Below are 16,983 nucleotides of genomic sequence, written 5' to 3' on the forward strand. Positions count from 1 at the left end.
CATAAAAGAGATCAATGGCCGTTCTCAGTCACGGGGTGAACACATACACTGCCCGGCGTTCAATTCAGAGGTTCATGCCATGACCGATATTCTGCCCGACGCCCGCAACCTGGCCTTCGAGCTGTATGAAGTGCTCGACGCCGAGGCCCTGACCCGCCGAGAGCGCTTTGCCGAGCACAACCGCGAGACCTTCGACGCGGCGATCAACACCGCCCGGACCATCGCGGAGAAGTTCTTCCTGCCGCACAACCGCAAGAGCGACGAGCATGAACCCCAGTACGTCGACGGCGCTGCGCAGCTGATTCCGGACATCAAGCCGGCGGTGGACGCCTTCCTCGAGGCAGGATTTCTCAACGCCACGCGCACGTTCGAGCAGGGCGGGATGCAGTTGCCCACATTGCTGTCGCAGGCCTGCTTCACGCAGTTCCAGGCGGCCAATATTGCCACCTCCTCCTACTGCATGCTGACCATGGGCGCGGCCAACCTGATCGAGAATTTCGGCAACGAAGAGCAGAAGCAGCGTTTTCTGCAGCCGATGATCGAGGGTCGTTTCTTCGGCACCATGGCACTGACCGAGCCGCATGCGGGGTCCTCGCTGTCCGACATTCGCACCCGGGCCGAACCGGCCGCTGACGGCAGCTATCGTCTGAAGGGCAACAAGATATTCATTTCCGCCGGTGACCACCCGCTGTCGGACAACATCGTGCACATGGTGCTGGGCAAGCTGCCCGATGCACCGCCTGGTGTGAAGGGCATTTCGCTGTTCATCGTGCCGAAGTTTCTGGTCAACGACGATGGCTCGCTGGGCGAGCGCAACGACGTGACCCTGGCCGGTCTGTTCCACAAGATGGGCTGGCGCGGCACCACCTCCACCGCACTGAATTTCGGCGACAACGATAACTGCGTCGCGTACCTGGTGGGCAAGCCGCACCAGGGACTGAATTACATGTTCCAGATGATGAACGAGGCACGCATCGGCGTCGGCATGGGCGCGGTGATGCTGGGCAATGCTGGCTACCAGTACTCGCTGGACTACGCACGCAACCGCCCGCAGGGTCGCCTGCCCGATGGCAAGGATCCGAGCAGCGCGCAGGTATCGATTGTCGAGCACACCGACGTCAAGCGCATGCTGCTGACCCAGAAGGCCTATGTCGAGGGCGGCTACGATCTCGGGTTGTACGCAGCACGGCTGTTTGACGATACCGAGACATTGGAGACCGAAGAGCAGCGCAAGACCGCTCTGCAACTGCTCGACCTGCTCACACCGATCGTCAAGGCATGGCCGTCGGACTATTGCCTCAAGGCCAACGAACTGGCACTTCAGATTCTCGGTGGTCACGGTTACACCCGCGAATACCCGGTCGAGCAGTATTATCGTGACAACCGTCTGAACCCGATTCACGAAGGTACCAACGGTATCCAGTCGCTCGACCTGCTGGGCCGCAAGGTAGCCATGAACAACGGCGCGGCGCTCAAGCAGCTGTCTGGTCTGATCCAGGATACCTGCGCTCGCGCCAGCGAGTTCGACTCGCTGAATGCGCTGCGCGAGCCGCTGGAATCGCTGCACGCCCATATCGGCAAGGTCACCCTGGCGCTACTCGGCGACATGGGCCAGGGCAAGGTCAACCAGGCGCTGGCGAACTCTGCCTTGTACCTCAATGCCTTCGGTCACATGGTGATCGGCTGGCGCTGGCTGGAGCAGGCGATCCGCGCCGAACAGGGCCTGGCTCGCGGCAACGCTGCGGACACTGACTTCTACCGCGGGAAGCTGCAGGCAGCGCGCTATTTCCTCACCTGGGAAGTGCCGAGCTGCCACCACGCGCTGAGCGTTCTGGAGAACCGGGATTCAACCTGTCTGGACATGCAGGACAGCTGGTTCTGATCGATATGTGACCAGCGCTTCGGTTCGTTCTTCCAATCAGGCCACCTCCGGGTGGCCTGACACATTTTGACCTCTTTCCCTCGCTTCCCAATCCACACGGCGGCGACTACCCTACTGCGATTTACCCAGCGGATCTCTCCCGATGCCTCGCGTATTCACCCGCTTTTTCCTGATGTTCGCATTCCTTCTGCCGCTGATGCTGAGCCCCGCCGCATCCGCCCAGGACGCCTCGCCAGAAGCCGAGCTCAAGCAGGCGGTCGAGCAGACGCGCACGGCCATGCAGGAACTGGCTGACAGTTCGCTGACCGAGACCGAAAAGCGGGACCTGCAGGAGCTCTACCAGAACACCCTGAACTTCCTTCAGCGGACCCAGGCCATCGACACCGACCTGGCCGACCTTCGCAAACAGATCGAACAGGCACCCGAGCGTATTCGTCTGGCTCGGCAACAGCTCGAACGGATGCAGGCGCAAGAGCCGGACGAGCTGAACGCGCGGCACGCGGATCGGGAACTCGACGATCTGGAATCATTGCTGGGTGAGAGAGTGACGCGCATGTTCAGCTGGCAGAACGAGCTGACTGCGGTCAATAGCGAGCTGATCGCCGCTCAGACGCGACCCGAGCGCACCCAGGCCAGCGTGTCGGCGAATCAGACCCGTGAGCAGCAGCTCAGCGAGCAGATCCGCAGCCTCCAGCGCCAGGCCGACACCCCGCTCAACACGGCTCGGCTGGCCATGATGCGGGCCGAACAGCGCGCACTGCAGCGGCATAACGAGCTGCTGCGCCAGCGCCTGAGTGCCAACAACGTGCTGCAGGATCTGGCCGTTCAGCAGCGCGACCTGCTCTCCCGGCAGATCGCGGATATCGAAGCCGAGGCGCAGGTCCTGCAGAATCTGATAGACGCCAAACGTCGAAGCCAGTCCGAACGCACGGTCAGCGAGACCACCGAAGAGGTGCTTCAGGCGGGCAACCAGCAGCACCTCCGCGAGCAGGGCACGCTCAATCGCGGGCTCAGTGAAGAGCTGCTGCGCGCAACCAATCAACTCGGCGAGCTGACCCGCAAGAACATTCTGACCAAGCAGCAGATCGACAGCGTGACGCAGATCGAAAGCGCGCTGGACCAGCAGATCGGCGTACTGGAGGGCAGCGTACTGCTGTCACGCATCCTCCATCAGCAAAAAAAGGCGCTGCCCGATACGCGACCGGACCTGACCCTTACCGACCAGATCGCCGACCTGCGGCTACGACAGTTCGAACTCAACCAGCTGCGTGAGCAGATGACCAACCCTTCCGCCTACCTGGAGCGCCTGGTAAACAAGCTGCCGGAGGAGCAGCGCGAGTCGTTGCGCAGTGAGTTCGAGCGCGTGGTGAACAGCCGCATTTCGCTGGTCGAACAGCTCAGCGCCAATATCAACACACTGCTCACGCAGGCCATTACCCTGCAGATGAACCAGCGCCAGCTCGAGCAGACCAGCAGCGAGCTGCATCGCACCATCGACGATCAGCTTTTCTGGGTGGCGAGCAATCGTCCGCTGGACCGTGGCTGGGCCATGAACTTCCCGTCCCAGGCGCTGGCTCAGCTCAAGGCCATGGAGATGACGGAGCAGCTGCGGGTGGTCGCCAGCACCCTTCGCGACAACGCCCTATGGGTTGCGCTGCTCGCGCTTCTGATGGCCCTGTATGCCTGGCGCCTGCCGCATCTCAGGCAGCAGCTGCGGGCATTGCATGCCGACGTCGGACATTTCCGCCGTGACAGTGTCCGGCATACGCCCAAGGCCCTGTTGCTCACGGCGGTGATGATCGTTCCGGTGCCGCTGGTGCTTGGCGGGCTCGGGCTGATCTTCATGCTCGGGGAAGAGCCCGCAATGCCCGGACTTGCCCAGTCGCTGGTGCAACTGGCTCTGGCGTGGTTCATGCTGCACCTGGTGTACCGGGTCTTCGACCCCAGCGGCATCGCCACTCTGCACTTTCGCTGGGATCAGGATCTGGTCGACAGGCTTCACCGCCTGGTTCGCAGCTCCGCCTGGATACTGCTGCCGATGGTCGTCGTCGTAGCCCTGGGCGAGATTCGTCCCGAGCAGCTGATCGATGATGTTCTGGGTCGGCTCACGCTGCTGATCGGACTGGTTCTGCTGGCCGTGATGCTCGGCCGCATGATGTACCGCAGCCAGCCTCTGTATAACTCCCGGGTGCTCCATGTCAGCGCCTCGCTGGTGCTGGTACTGGCGCCGCTTGCGGTGGCCGGGCTGCTGGCATGGGGGTACAACTATACGGCCATCAAGCTGACCGATCGCTTCATCGGCACGCTGTATCTGATCATCCTCTGGATGCTGGTCGAGGGGACGGTGATGCGCAATCTCAACGTCGCCGGCCGCCGGCTGGCCTACCAGCGCTCGATCAGCAAGCGTCAGGCCCCGCAGGTACGCGAGAGTCTGGACGGCGAGCTGGCAGTGGAAATTCCCGAGATGGATATCCAGCAGATCAACCAGCAGTCGCTGCGGCTGGCGCGCATGGGCCTGATCATCCTGTTCGGCGTGCTGGTGTACTTCACCTGGTCGGATCTGATCAGCGCTGCGTCCTACCTTCAATCGGTCACGCTCTGGGAGTACAACGCGGGCACAGCAGAGGCACCGATGATGGCGCCGATCAGCGCCGGCGATCTGCTCGGCGCGCTGGTCATCATCGTTCTGATGCTGTCACTGGCGAGAAACCTCCCCGGCCTGCTGGAGATCATGGTGCTGTCGCGGATGAATCTGCGTCAGGGCAGCAGCTATGCCATCACCACGCTGCTCAGCTATGTGATCGTCGGCTTCGGTCTGTTCTCGGCGCTGTCCACACTGGGCGTGAGCTGGAGCAAGCTGCAGTGGCTGGTCGCCGCGCTCGGCGTCGGCCTCGGTTTTGGTCTGCAGGAAATTTTTGCCAACTTCGTGTCGGGTCTGATCATCCTCTTCGAACGTCCGGTACGCATCGGTGATGTGGTGACCATCGGCAATCTGTCAGGCACGGTGAACAAGATCCGCATCCGCGCGACGACCATCACCGATTTTGACCGCAAGGAAATCATCGTTCCGAACAAGACGTTCGTTACCAATCAGCTGATCAACTGGTCGCTCAACGACACCATCACCCGTGTTACGGTCATGGTCGGCGTGGCCTACGGCTCGGATCTGCCCAAGGTGCGCGAGCTGCTGATGGACATAGCACGCAACAACCCCCGGGTGCTGAGGGATCCCGAGCCCATGGTGCTGTTCCTGAGCTTTGGTGACAGCACGCTGAACCATGAGCTGCGCATCCACGTGAAAGAGTTGATGGACCGCAACCAGTCCATCGACGAGATCAACCGCGAGATCGATCGCCAGTTCCGCGAACACCGTATCGAAATCGCCTACCGGCAGATGGATATCAACCTGCGGACCAGCGAGGGGCTCGAGCGTCTGGTGTCCAGCACGCGCTCTGGCGGTCAGGAACCGTCCTGATACGTCACATCTGCCCCGGCGCTCGCTTGCAGCGCCGGGGCAGCCCTCGGCAAAATAGCCGCTTTGCCCAACCTCCCGAGTATCGAGCATGCCCAGAGCAGCGGAACTGAAGAAAGGCCAGATCGTTCAGATCAACAACCAGCCGTACATCGTCTCGCAGATCGACGTGAAGAGCCCGTCATCGCGTAGCGGAACCACGTTGTACAAGGTGCGCTTCAATCACGCGCAGACCAAGCAGAAGCTGGACCAGAGCCTGACCGGTGACGACTTCCTCCCGCCAATCGATTTCCAGAAGCGCGCCATCCAGTTTCTCTTCGCGGATGCCGACGGCTACACCTTCATGGATAGCGAAGACTACGCCCAGTTCACGCTCAACGCCGATCAGCTCGAAGATGAACTGCCCTATATGCACGACGGTGTGCAGGGGCTTTACGGCCTGCTGGTCGAAGGCACGCTGGTCGGTGTCGAATTGCCGGCCGTAGTGGAAATGCCCATCGAGGAAACACCGCCGGCCATCAAGGGCTCTTCGGCCAGTGCCCGCACCAAGACCGCGCGTTTCGCGACCGGACTGGAAATACAGATTCCGGAATATCTCGAGACCGGCGAGGTCGTACGCATCAACACCGAGTCCGGAAAATTCATGTCCCGGGCCTGAACCAGGAGTTTACCCATGAGCCAAGCCCCGCTGATCATCGATCCACCCGGCACTGCCGATGCCTGCGTCATCCTCCTGCACGGACTGGGTGCCGACCGGTTCGACTTCGTGCCGGTCGTCGAGGCATTGAACCTGCCCGCGGGACACGGCATACGGTTTGTCTTTCCTCAGGCCCCGACACGGCGCGTCACGATCAACAACGGCTTCCCCATGCCCTGCTGGTACGACATCCTCGGCATGTCGCCGGCGCGCGTCATCAATGACGCGCACATGAGCGAGTCGGCTGCGCTGGTTCGGCAGCTGGTCGAGGCCCAGATCGCGCAAGGCATTGCCGAACGGCGCATCATCCTCGCCGGGTTTTCGCAGGGCGGGGCCGTTGTGCTGCACGCGATGCTCGAGGGCGAACTGCGCATCGGTGGCCTGGCCGCGCTCTCCACTTATGGTCCGACTGTTCCGGAGCTGGTCGGACGGCAGGGGGCTGATGCACCGAAGCTCGACCTGTTTTTTGCCCATGGCCGCCATGACGACGTGCTGCCCATCAGCATGGGGCGCGAGGCTCACGACCAGTTGCAAGCCGCCGGGCACCGCACCGAGTGGCATGAGTATCCGATGGGCCACGAGGTCTGTCCGTCGGAGGTGGCAGACATCCGCGAATGGTTGACACAACGGCTCGCGCAGTAGCAACCAGCCTCTCGGGCTTCGCTAACCGCCGAGCTTGCTTTACACTGGCTAGTTAATTCCACTGGCCTGATCGAGAGAGACCCGTGCTCAAAGCACTGAAGAACCTGTTCAAAGCCGGCGATGCGCCGGAATCGTCGCAGCACTCGGCTGTTGCCGAGACTGCGCCTGCGGCGCCTAGCGAACGGCAGCAGCCCACCGAACAGCCTCCCAGCGCCGAATCCAACGAGCGCCCCAGCCGCCCAAGGAAACCGCGACAGCCGCCCAAGCCACGTGAGCGCAAGCCGGCCCCCGCGCCGACCTGGTCGATCGAGGACTTTATTGTCGAGCCGTCAGAGGGCAAGACGCGCTTCCACGACTTCCCGCTGCCCCCCAGCCTGATGCGTGCCATTCAGGATCAGGGCTTCAGCTACTGCACGCCGATCCAGGCCAAGGTCCTCGGGTCGACGCTCCAGGGTCAGGACGCCATCGGCCGCGCTCAGACCGGTACCGGCAAGACCGCTGCGTTTCTTATCTCGACCATTACCCAACTGCTGGAAACACCGCCGCCGGATGAGCGCTACATGGGCGAGCCGCGTGCGCTGATCATCGCCCCGACCCGCGAACTGGTAATGCAGATTGCCAACGATGCCGAAGGATTGACCCGGCATTGCGGGCTCAATGTCATGGCGTTCGTCGGCGGGATGGACACCGACAAGCAGCTCAAGCAGCTGGAGAAGCGCTACGTCGATATTCTGGTCGCGACCCCTGGGCGACTGCTGGACTTCTGCAATCGCGGCGAACTGCATCTGGATCTGGTCGAGATGATGGTGCTGGACGAAGCCGACCGCATGCTCGACATGGGCTTCATCCCCCAGGTGCGGCAGATCATTCGCCAGACACCGCGCAAGGGCGACCGGCAGACCCTGCTGTTCTCCGCCACCTTCAGCGATGACGTGATGAATCTTGCCCAGCAGTGGACGGTGAACCCGGCGATCGTGGAAATCGAGCCCGAACGCCCCGCCTCGGAGAACATTACGCAGAAGGTTTACGCCGTCAGCGGCGCGGACAAATACAAGCTGCTGTATAACCTGATCACCCAGCTCGATCTCGAGCGCGTGATGGTGTTCGCCAACCGCAAGGACGAGGTGCGCCGGGTTCAGGAGCGTCTGGTTCGGGACGGCATCAACGCAGCGCAGCTTTCTGGTGATGTACCTCAGCAAAAACGCGTGCGCACGCTGGACAACTTCCGCGAAGGCAAGCTGCGGGTACTGGTGGCCACCGATGTGGCCGGACGCGGCATCCACATCGACGGCATCAGTCACGTCGTCAACTACACGCTGCCTGAAGATCCGGAGGATTACGTGCACCGCATCGGCCGCACCGGGCGAGCCGGCGCCAAGGGGACGTCGATCAGCCTGGCCAGCGAAGACGATGCATTCCAGATCCCGCCGATCGAAACATTGCTCGGCGAGAAACTCGACTGCATCCCGCCGGAGGAGATTTACCTCAAGCCGATACCGCGGCGCCAGCAGACGGTTGAGGAAAAGGCCGCCAGCGACGCCAACGAAGCTGAACAGCGCGCCGCAGCCGATGCCAACCGCCGTCGCTCCTCCTCGACCAACCGCCCTCGACGTCGCTAGACAAATCGCTACCGCTCCATGACCCGGCAGCTGGCTGCCGGGATTGTCCAGGCAGGAACCACCTGCTCTACCCCGCCATCTGTTCGTCTCGCGACGAGCTCATGCGCCCCTCGATTTGCAAGGAGTACCATCATGACCAAGCCCTCTTTCGCTCTTGCCGGTATCGTGGCGATCGCCCTCGCCGGGTGCGCCAACAAGCAGGACTCCACAGCCGACCTGATGCGTCAGCACGCTGCCCAGGACAGCTCACGTGCAGCAATGCAGAAGGACCTGGCAAAACAGTGGGATCGCGGCAACGAACTCATCGTATCGGGCAACAAGCAGCTCAAGGTGGCTGAGAAGCGCGAAAAACAGGCTGAGAAACAACTGCGTCAGGCGCAGAAGAACCTGAAACAGGCCAGGCGCGACATAGCAAAAGGCGAGCGACTGAAGCAGCGGGCGGAAAAACGCTTTGCCGACGAATTTCCCCAAAGCCGCCTCTGAAAACCGGCAGGACGGGCCCGCGCGAGCACAGCCGGGCCCACCAATATAGCCCCTCTTGCAGCTCGCCGAAAATCGCCGCTCGTCTGTTTGACCAACACAGTGAAAAATAACGGCTCGGCGCTTGTGAGTGTCGTCAGCGATGCGCTATACATCGAATAACCGACCGAAGCGTAGCGGTGATCCTTTGATACCACGCGCCAGGCGAGTCGGCCAAGCGGACTGCCAGGCGCAGCATTGCGCTTGATACAGTCTGGTATTACCGGCCCTTGCGAGGTAATAGCATATGGAAGCGTGCGGACCGACCCGTCATTCCTTCTACGTCCTTGATACCAATGTTCTGATCCACGACCCCAATGCCCTGCTCAACTTTGAAGAGCATCATGTCATCATCCCGATGACCGTCCTTGAAGAACTCGACAAGCTCAAATCCGGAAAGACCAGTATTGCCGCCGATTGCCGCCAGGCCATCCGACTCATAGATCAGACACTCGCCGATGCACCGCCAGACCAGGTCGAACAGGGCGTACCCATATCGCGAGGCAAGCTAGGCCCCCACGGCACCCTGGCGATCCTCATGGACAAGGCCCCCATCCCCTCGCACTGCCTCCCCAACGACCTCAACGACAACAAGATCATCAACCAGCTCTGCCAACTCCAGCACCGCCACCCCGACGACCGAATCGTTCTTGTCTCCAAAGACATCAACATGCGACTGAAGGCTCGAGCGTGCGGCATCGACGCAGAGGATTACCATACCGACCAGCTCATCGACGACATTGCCCTGCTCGCGCGGGGGTATCACGAAGTGGAGGGTTCGTTCTGGGAGCGTGTCGGCAAGGTGGAGACCCACCAGCGGTTGGGGCAGACGGTGCATGAGGTACAACTGGGCGAGAATCTTCCCGGGTTGCATATCAACGATTTCATCATCGACCAGCAGGGTTTTGTCGGCTGGGTCAAGCACATCGACGGGCTCAATCTGACCGTGCGCGACCTGCACCAGGAGCCGCTACTGCATCAGGAAGCCTGGGGGTTGCGGCCGCGCGACATCTTCCAGTCGCTGGCGATGTATGCGTTGCTCGACCCGGACATCCATCTGGTCAACCTGACCGGCGCCGCGGGCTCGGGCAAAACCATCCTGGCCCTGGCCGCAGCGATCGAGCAGACCATGGTCAGCAAGACGTACCGTCGCATCATTGCCACCCGCAGTACCCAGGGGCTGGATGAGGACATCGGCTTCCTGCCAGGCACCGAAGCCGAAAAAATGGAGCCCTGGCTGGGCGCGATCACCGACAACCTCGAAGCCCTGCATATGGACGATGAGTGTACGCACGGCAGTGTCGACTACATCCTCGACAGAGTCCCGCTGCAGTTCAAGTCGCTCAACTACATTCGCGGCCGCAGCTTCCAGCAGAGCTTCATCCTGATTGACGAAAGCCAAAACCTTACGCCCCATCAGATCAAGACCATCATCACCCGCGCCGGGGCCGGTTCCAAAGTGGTTTGCCTGGGCAACCTGGCGCAGATCGACACGCCGTACCTGAATGCCACCAGTTCAGGTCTCACCTATCTGACCGAGTGCTTCAAAGACTTCCCCCATGGCGTTCATATCCATCTGCAGGGCGTTCCACGCTCGGCGCTGGCCGAATACGCCGAGACCCATCTCTGACTACTCGGCGCCCTGCGGGGCGCCTCGTCGTTTCCTCTCTGGTATTCACTCGTACGACGCGCGCCGCAGCGGTTGCGCGGGATCATCGGCGGATTCTATCGACCCAATTTTACGTCCCATGCGTACGCTTGCGGCATAATGACGTTCGCTTTCCACAGGAGCCGTTATCGATGTTGATGGTCATCTCGCCCGCGAAAACGCTGGACTACGACAGCACCCCGATCACCGACAAGTTCACTCAGCCACGCTATCTGGATGACAGCCAGGAGCTGATCGACGTCCTCAAGGAGAAGTCGCCGCAGGATATTGCCGAGCTGATGTCGCTGTCTGACAAGCTCGCCAGCCTCAACGTCGCACGCTACGGGAGCTGGAAAAAGAAAGCGACCAGGAGCAATGCCCGTCAGGCGTTACTCGCGTTCAAGGGCGATGTGTACACCGGGCTTGCCGTCGAGGATTTCACCGAGCAGGACCTGGAGTTCGCCCAGCAACATCTGCGGATGCTGTCGGGCCTGTACGGCGTGCTGCGGCCGCTGGACCTCATGCAACCCTACCGTCTGGAGATGGGCACCAAACTGGCCAATTCACGCGGCAGGGATCTGTACAGCTTCTGGGGAGAGCGGATCAGCGAATCACTGAACAAGGATCTGGCCAAACAGGGGGACTACATATTGCTGAACCTCGCTTCGCAGGAATATTTCGGGGCGGTGAAGCCGAGGGCGCTCAAGGCGCGAGTGATTGAGGCGGTGTTCAAGGATCGCAAGAATGGCGACTACAAGATCGTCAGCTTCTATGCGAAGAAGGCTCGCGGCCTGATGGCGCGCTTTGTAATCAAGGAGCGCGTCACCGATGCGGAAGGTTTGAAAGCTTTCGATCTGGACGGTTATGCCTTTGACAAGGCCAGCTCATCGCCCGACAAGCTGGTTTTTCTGCGCGACCATCACAGCTGATCGTCAGCCACACCGCGAGCGAGCACCGGCGCATGCCGGGCTCGCTTGTGAGCTGCAGCGTTTACTGATCGAAGCCCGGGCTGACCCGCTGCAGTTTGCGGATCAGAGCTGGCCACGCCACACCGCTACCGGCACCGCGAGTCACCTTGCGCATACTTTCCTTGGCACCGTCGAGAATGGCCTGCGGGATGGGTATCAGCTCACTGCCACCGGCCTGCGCGGCGATCTGGATCTCGCAGCAGCGCTGGAAGGTGTACATGGTCAGGAAGGCATCGGATACCGACTTTCCGCACGTCATCAGACCGTGGTTGCGCAGCATCATGTTGTTGGTGTTACCCAGGTCGGCCTGCAGACGGGCTTTCTCCTCGTCATTGAGCGCGACCCCTTCGTAATCGTGATACGACAGGCTGCTCAGCACGAAGATCGACTGCTGGGAAATCGGCAGGATGCCGTTCTTCTGTGCAGATACACCCACGCCAGCGTTGGTGTGCGTGTGCATGACGCATCCGGCATCGTGGCGCACTTCATGCACCGCGCTGTGAATGGTGAAGCCGGCCGGGTTGATGTCGTAGGGCGAATCCATCAGCTTGTTGCCCTGCAGGTCGATCTTGACCAGGCTGGAGGCGGTGATTTCCTCGAACATCATGCCGTACGGGTTGATCAGGAAATGTTCAGTGCCGGGAATCTTGGCCGAAACGTGGGTAAACACCACGTCGTCCCACCCGTACATGGCGATCAGACGGTAGCAGGCCGCCAGATCCACGCGTGTCTGCCATTCTTCTGCACTGACCTGGGATTTGACGTCCAACTGCTCGATAGGCTGAACTGCGTTCATGGGTAGATCCTCTTGATGGCGTAATCGACGGCCTGATACATCCCGGCCGACTTGCGGCATACTGTGAATGTTCAGATTAGCAGGGAGTCTAGAGGGTGACAGCGAGAAGGACTGTCAAGCACTTTACAGTGTCCGGCAAGGCCGAGAGCAGTCAACTGGTCGGGCTGCTACAGCGCAATCGCTGGTTTCGCGATCTACCGCAGGACTGCATCGACGAAATGGTCGCCCTGGCCCGCCTGCGCCTTCTTGATGATGGCGAGCGCCTGCACGCCAAGGATGATCCGCCGGATGGGTTGTACGGCGTGATCAGCGGCGCAGTGAAGATCAGCAGCAGCGGCGCGGACGGCCGTGAAGCGCTGCTCACCGTGCTCAGCCCTGGGAACTGGTTCGGCGAGATATCCCTGTTCGATGGTCTCCCGCGTACGCATGACGCGCACGGGGTTGGCGCAACCGAACTACTGATGATTCCGCGGCAGGGATTCCAGCAACTGCTGGAGCGCCGTCCCGAGCTCTACCCGCACTTCATGCGGCTGCTATGCCGCCGAATTCGCCTGTCCTTTGCGATGCTCGAGGACAGCGCCCTGCTGCCGCTGTCCTCGCGGCTGGCCAAGCGGCTGCTGATGCATTCACACAATTATGGACAGACCGACGAAGTTGGCGGACAGCCGTCGATACAGCTGTCTCAGGAAGCGCTCGGGCTGATGCTCAACAGCTCCAGGCAGAGCATCAACAAGCTGCTCAAGCGCCTGGAGCAGGCAGGCTGGCTGAAGATCAACTATGGCCAGATCGTCATCCTCAATGAAGACGCACTGACCCGCCTGGCCACAGGCGACCTGCTTGCCGATTCGCCTGACTAGTTCAGCCCTGTAAGGCCGCGTAGAAATCCGAAAGCCACGGCTCGGCGTCCGCTTCCGGCGTCACCGTCTCACTGGCGTCCAGACGCAGCATTGGCACCGCCTCGCGCGCCTGCAACTCCAGCAGGGTTTCGCGCAGCTGCTCCCCTGCCAGACAGAAGGTATCGCCGTAGGCACTATCACCGAGCGCGATGACCCCGAACGGCAAACCGGTGAGTAGTGGAAACCGGTCATGCAGTTCCGCGTGAAAGGCCACCAGTGTGTCCGGCAATTCACCCATGCCGGTGGTAGCGCAGCATACCAGCAGCGCATCGGCGTTTTCGGCCAGCAATCCATCGACGCTCGCACCCTTCATGCGTACCACTTCAAGCCCTGCCGCCCGAGCCTGGTTGGCCGCCTCGTCGGCGACCAGATCGGCAGTACCGTAGACCGATCCGCTAATGATCACGAGCTTCATCGCGTTCTCCTGTAATGTTCCGGCGCACATTATGCCCCAACCGCGGCGCCGGACGCTCCCGGTAGACAGTCGTTGGCGTTGCGATAGAATGACCCGCTAACAAGAGGAGCCCTTGCATGATCAACGCCAAACTTTTGCAGCTGGTCGTCAACGCATCGAATGACGGCGTGGTCGTAGCGGAGCAGGAAGGCGAGGACAACATTCTCATTTACGTCAACCAGGCCTTCGAGCGGTTGACCGGCTATAGCGCCGAAGAGATCCTCTATCAGGACTGCCGCTTCCTGCAGATGGGCGATCGCGAGCAGGAAGGGTTGAATCTGATCAAGCAGGCCATCAGCGAACGCCGCCCCACCCGTCAGGTCGTGCGCAACTATCGCAAGGATGGCTCCTTGTTCTGGAACGAGCTGTCCATCACGCCGGTGTTCAACGAAGCCGATCAGCTCACCTACTTCATCGGTATCCAGAAGGACGTGACCGAACAGGTCAAGGCCACCCAGCGTGCCGAGGCGCTGGAAGCCGAAGTCATCGAACTGAAAAAGCAGCTGGCCGCCGCAGCCGCCCGTTAGCCGCTCCAGGCCATCTGGTCGGCTTCGGCGTCAGTCAATCGCACGTTGCCTGCCGTGAACGATTCGAGGTCGATACCGTGGGATCCGTCTACCAGAACCTTGCTAATCCAGTAGCGAGGCCCTGCGCCGGCGCCCGATGAGGCAGCCAGATCCACCACGACCTGCTCGATAGGCCGCTTGTTCTCGTCACGCACCAGCGCGATCTTGGGCAACAGCCGGTGCATCGGGTCCACCGACAGCACTACCCCCACTTCACCGGTATTCATTTCCACCAGCGAGCCGGGCGGATAGATGCCAATGCACTCGATGAAATTGACCACCAGCTTCTCGTCGAACTGGGTTCCGCGGTTGTTGTACAGGATCTTCAATGCTTCGGCCGAGCTGTGGCTGCCACTGTAACAACGGCTACTGGTGATGGCGTCGTAGGCATCCACCACGGTGATCGCCCGAATGTAGAAATCCAGCGAACTGGCAGGGAGGCGGCAGGGGTACCCTGTGCCATCGAGGCGCTCATGGTGGCTGTAGGCGACCCGGATGACCTCGGGCGGCATGTTCGGGTCCTTGGCGAGTTCGTCACGACCGAACACCGGATGCAACTTGATATGAGCGAATTCCTCGGGCGTGAGGCGCCCGGGCTTGTTCAGAATATCCTGATCCAGATCCATCTTGCCCACGTCATGCATCATGCCGCACAGACCAAGCAGTTCCAGATGCTTGATTCCCAGGCCCATGTGTCGACCGAGCGCCATCGCCTGAATACCCACATTCAGACAATGCTCGGCGGTGTACTGATCGACATGCTTGATCCGGGTAAGCCACAACAACGCAGAGGGATTGCGCACGATCGAGTCCAGGCATGGTCGGACAGCCGCAAGCATGCGCCGGGCATCGAGCGTCTCGCCACTGCAGACGTGGTCGAGCATCGCTCGGACTTCGCGGAACGACTGGCGGTAGCTGCGATTGGCATTGGCGATCTCGGTCTCGATCGACGACGAGATTCTGTAGCTGGCTTGTGGTTTGCGCGGTTGCGAGACAGAGGGCGTCAGCAACAGATCGCGGGTCATGATGCGCGTCTTGACGACATCGATAAGCACGAAATCGCAGAGGTTCTTCAGTGCGAAGAGGTCATCGGGATCCTCCAGCATGAAGCCCTGAAATAGAAAGGGGGTTTCCAGCCAGTCGCGGTCCAGTTCGGAGACGTACATCCCGAGCTGGAGCTGAGAAGTCGGCACCTTCAATGTTTGCAGCTGCTGAATCGATTGGGACATCTTGAACACCATCGGCCATCCGTGAACTCTGCGGTACCAGAGAACAAAGACTGCGACTATCTGAAAAGTTCCAGTACGCAGACGGACGGGATTCGTAGCTGATCGGGAGCTCGAAAAGCGGGCTCACTGATGTTGTTATGATGGCATTTAACGCGAAGATGAAGCGTGGTGGGAAGGGCAAAAACGACAAAAGGTCGGAGAAAGGGTTAAAAAGCTCCGATAGCCTGAAGTGGGGAAAGCGGCTATCGGAGTGCGCAGCGGTTTATGTGTACAGATACTATACGACGTATAGCATCTGTACAAGTCCGCCCTGCATTTCTTTTACAGTTATACGTCCAGACGTCCTGCCAGAAGGGATCGGGTCTTGCCAATCAGGGCCTGGCCCGGATCGCCCAGACAGGCGATACCCATATCTTCCAGGTCCTGCTGATGCAACTGGCACACCGGGCCAGCCATCGCCAACGGACAGTCGAGCGCTCTCTCCAGCCGCGGCAGCCGTTTCCTGAGAACGTCCACATCCAGCGAGCGGCTACCAAGCAATACCACTGCGGCCGAACCAGAGCGTTGAGACGCGAGGTGTATGTCGGGAAATGACGGGACCATCGGCAGCACACTGACATTGCAGCCTGCCTCGCTGATACAGGCGGCCGCCAGCATGATGTCCAGCTCCCGCAGGGGACCGGGCAGGCACGTCAGCAATACCGTAGGCGCGCCTTCCAGCACGTAACCGACGCGCTGGGAGAGACGCATCCGCAGGAAGCCATCGAAGAACGACCACTGGGGCGACGTACCCGGTGCCGCCTGGCCATGCAGACGCCGCCACACCGGCAGGAGCACGCTGTTGATGACGACCGGTAGCGGATAGGCGGAAAACACCTGACCATACACCCGGTCCAGAGCCGACAGGTTGAACTGCCCCACCGCTTCCCACAACCGATCCTGCCAGGGCTGCATGTCGTCGGAAAGAGGCGCATCCACAAGCTGCATCGGCCGGGTGGGACGCCGCGTTTCCGGGGGCGGCGTCTGTCGGTCGATGATCGACCCAACCTTGCTGACCGCCACGCCGCGCTCGATCCACGCGGTTACGGCGCGGACCCGCTCTATGTCGGCCATCGAATACAAACGGTGTCCACTTTCCGTGCGGTGCGGAACAAGCAACCCATATCGGCGTTCCCAGGCGCGCAACGTGACCGGATTGACCCCTGTCAGCCGAGAAACTTCACGGATCGGGTAAAGCTCCTCGGAATCCAGGTCCATTCGGACTGCCGATACACTGCTCTGGGTCTCATCAGTCATAACGTCGCTCGGTCGAGATGGCGCCAGCTGCGCCGCAAGGCGCTCAGCTTACTCTGTTCACCCGATAATTTGTACGGCTGCTGTATAGCTTATCGATCATCGCTTCCCGGCCTGGGAGCGATCTGGCCATCTGACCCGCAGCGCAGCACGCAGAGGACATGTTAGGATGTCGCGCGCAGTGCCAGAGGCTCACGGACTCCTGCACGTCGACCGGCTGCACAGCGAAAATTACTGTACATGGCAGGATAATGTTGTACACGAAAGCGGTTTTGTTAAATATTTCTTGTACAGCAAACCCG

General features: G+C 60.8%; 14 protein-coding genes. 10 read left to right on the plus strand and 4 right to left on the minus strand.

Features of this window, described 5'->3' with window-relative positions:
• The first annotated feature begins 79 nt into the window (after positions 1-79).
• The 8 genes from KEM63_RS13815 (at position 80) to yaaA (ending at position 11,408) form a co-directional block, all read left to right on the plus strand.
• Entirely contained in the window at positions 80-1,882 is a 1,803-nt protein-coding gene (locus KEM63_RS13815; RefSeq protein WP_223652607.1) for an acyl-CoA dehydrogenase, read from the plus strand.
• A gap of 142 nt (positions 1,883-2,024) precedes the next feature.
• A complete protein-coding gene (mscK, locus tag KEM63_RS13820) occupies positions 2,025-5,357 on the plus strand; it encodes a mechanosensitive channel MscK (RefSeq protein ID WP_223652609.1) in 3,333 nt (1,110 codons plus the stop codon).
• An 88-nt stretch (positions 5,358-5,445) separates the two neighbouring features.
• Positions 5,446-6,012: an elongation factor P-like protein EfpL gene (efpL, locus tag KEM63_RS13825; protein ID WP_223652612.1), complete on the plus strand. Its 567-nt coding sequence runs from the start codon at positions 5,446-5,448 to the stop codon at positions 6,010-6,012.
• 15 nt (positions 6,013-6,027) lie between these two features.
• Positions 6,028-6,693: an alpha/beta hydrolase gene (locus tag KEM63_RS13830; protein WP_223652615.1), complete on the plus strand. Its 666-nt coding sequence runs from the start codon at positions 6,028-6,030 to the stop codon at positions 6,691-6,693.
• An 83-nt stretch (positions 6,694-6,776) separates the two neighbouring features.
• On the plus strand, positions 6,777-8,312 hold the full coding sequence (gene rhlB / locus KEM63_RS13835; RefSeq protein WP_223652616.1) for an ATP-dependent RNA helicase RhlB: 1,536 nt from the start codon (positions 6,777-6,779) through the stop codon (positions 8,310-8,312).
• 132 nt (positions 8,313-8,444) lie between these two features.
• Positions 8,445-8,795: an efflux RND transporter periplasmic adaptor subunit gene (locus tag KEM63_RS13840; protein WP_223652618.1), complete on the plus strand. Its 351-nt coding sequence runs from the start codon at positions 8,445-8,447 to the stop codon at positions 8,793-8,795.
• 283 nt (positions 8,796-9,078) lie between these two features.
• The gene (locus KEM63_RS13845; RefSeq protein ID WP_223652620.1) at positions 9,079-10,461 is read left to right on the plus strand and encodes a PhoH family protein; all 1,383 of its coding nucleotides are present in this window, start codon (positions 9,079-9,081) and stop codon (positions 10,459-10,461) included.
• Positions 10,462-10,631: 170 nt separating this feature from the next.
• Entirely contained in the window at positions 10,632-11,408 is a 777-nt protein-coding gene (gene yaaA / locus KEM63_RS13850; RefSeq protein ID WP_223652622.1) for a peroxide stress protein YaaA, read from the plus strand.
• Positions 11,409-11,469: 61 nt separating this feature from the next.
• On the opposite strand, the gene KEM63_RS13855 is transcribed toward yaaA, so the two are convergent.
• The gene (locus tag KEM63_RS13855) at positions 11,470-12,243 is read right to left on the minus strand and encodes a class II aldolase/adducin family protein (protein WP_223652624.1); all 774 of its coding nucleotides are present in this window, start codon (positions 12,241-12,243) and stop codon (positions 11,470-11,472) included.
• Between the two features lie 95 nt (positions 12,244-12,338).
• On the opposite strand from KEM63_RS13855, the gene KEM63_RS13860 reads away from it, so the two are divergent.
• On the plus strand, positions 12,339-13,100 hold the full coding sequence (locus tag KEM63_RS13860; RefSeq protein WP_223652625.1) for a Crp/Fnr family transcriptional regulator: 762 nt from the start codon (positions 12,339-12,341) through the stop codon (positions 13,098-13,100).
• A gap of 1 nt (position 13,101) precedes the next feature.
• Here the strand turns inward: KEM63_RS13860 and KEM63_RS13865 are convergent, their stop codons facing one another.
• Positions 13,102-13,554: a flavodoxin domain-containing protein gene (locus KEM63_RS13865; protein ID WP_223652628.1), complete on the minus strand. Its 453-nt coding sequence runs from the start codon at positions 13,552-13,554 to the stop codon at positions 13,102-13,104.
• A 116-nt stretch (positions 13,555-13,670) separates the two neighbouring features.
• On the opposite strand from KEM63_RS13865, the gene KEM63_RS13870 reads away from it, so the two are divergent.
• Positions 13,671-14,120, plus strand: coding sequence for a PAS domain S-box protein (locus KEM63_RS13870; RefSeq protein ID WP_223652630.1), 450 nt, complete (start codon positions 13,671-13,673; stop codon positions 14,118-14,120).
• On the opposite strand, the gene KEM63_RS13875 is transcribed toward KEM63_RS13870, so the two are convergent.
• Positions 14,117-15,388, minus strand: coding sequence for an HD-GYP domain-containing protein (locus tag KEM63_RS13875; protein WP_223652633.1), 1,272 nt, complete (start codon positions 15,386-15,388; stop codon positions 14,117-14,119). The two genes, KEM63_RS13870 and KEM63_RS13875, sit on opposite strands and share 4 nt — an antisense overlap.
• A 327-nt stretch (positions 15,389-15,715) precedes the next feature.
• Positions 15,716-16,684, minus strand: a complete 969-nt coding sequence (locus KEM63_RS13880; RefSeq protein ID WP_223652635.1) for a MerR family transcriptional regulator — start codon at positions 16,682-16,684, stop codon at positions 15,716-15,718.
• Positions 16,685-16,983: the final 299 nt, after the last annotated feature.

Origin of the sequence: Halopseudomonas nanhaiensis (genome assembly GCF_020025155.1) — a bacterium.
GTDB classification, from domain to species: Bacteria; Pseudomonadota; Gammaproteobacteria; order Pseudomonadales; family Pseudomonadaceae; genus Halopseudomonas; species Halopseudomonas nanhaiensis.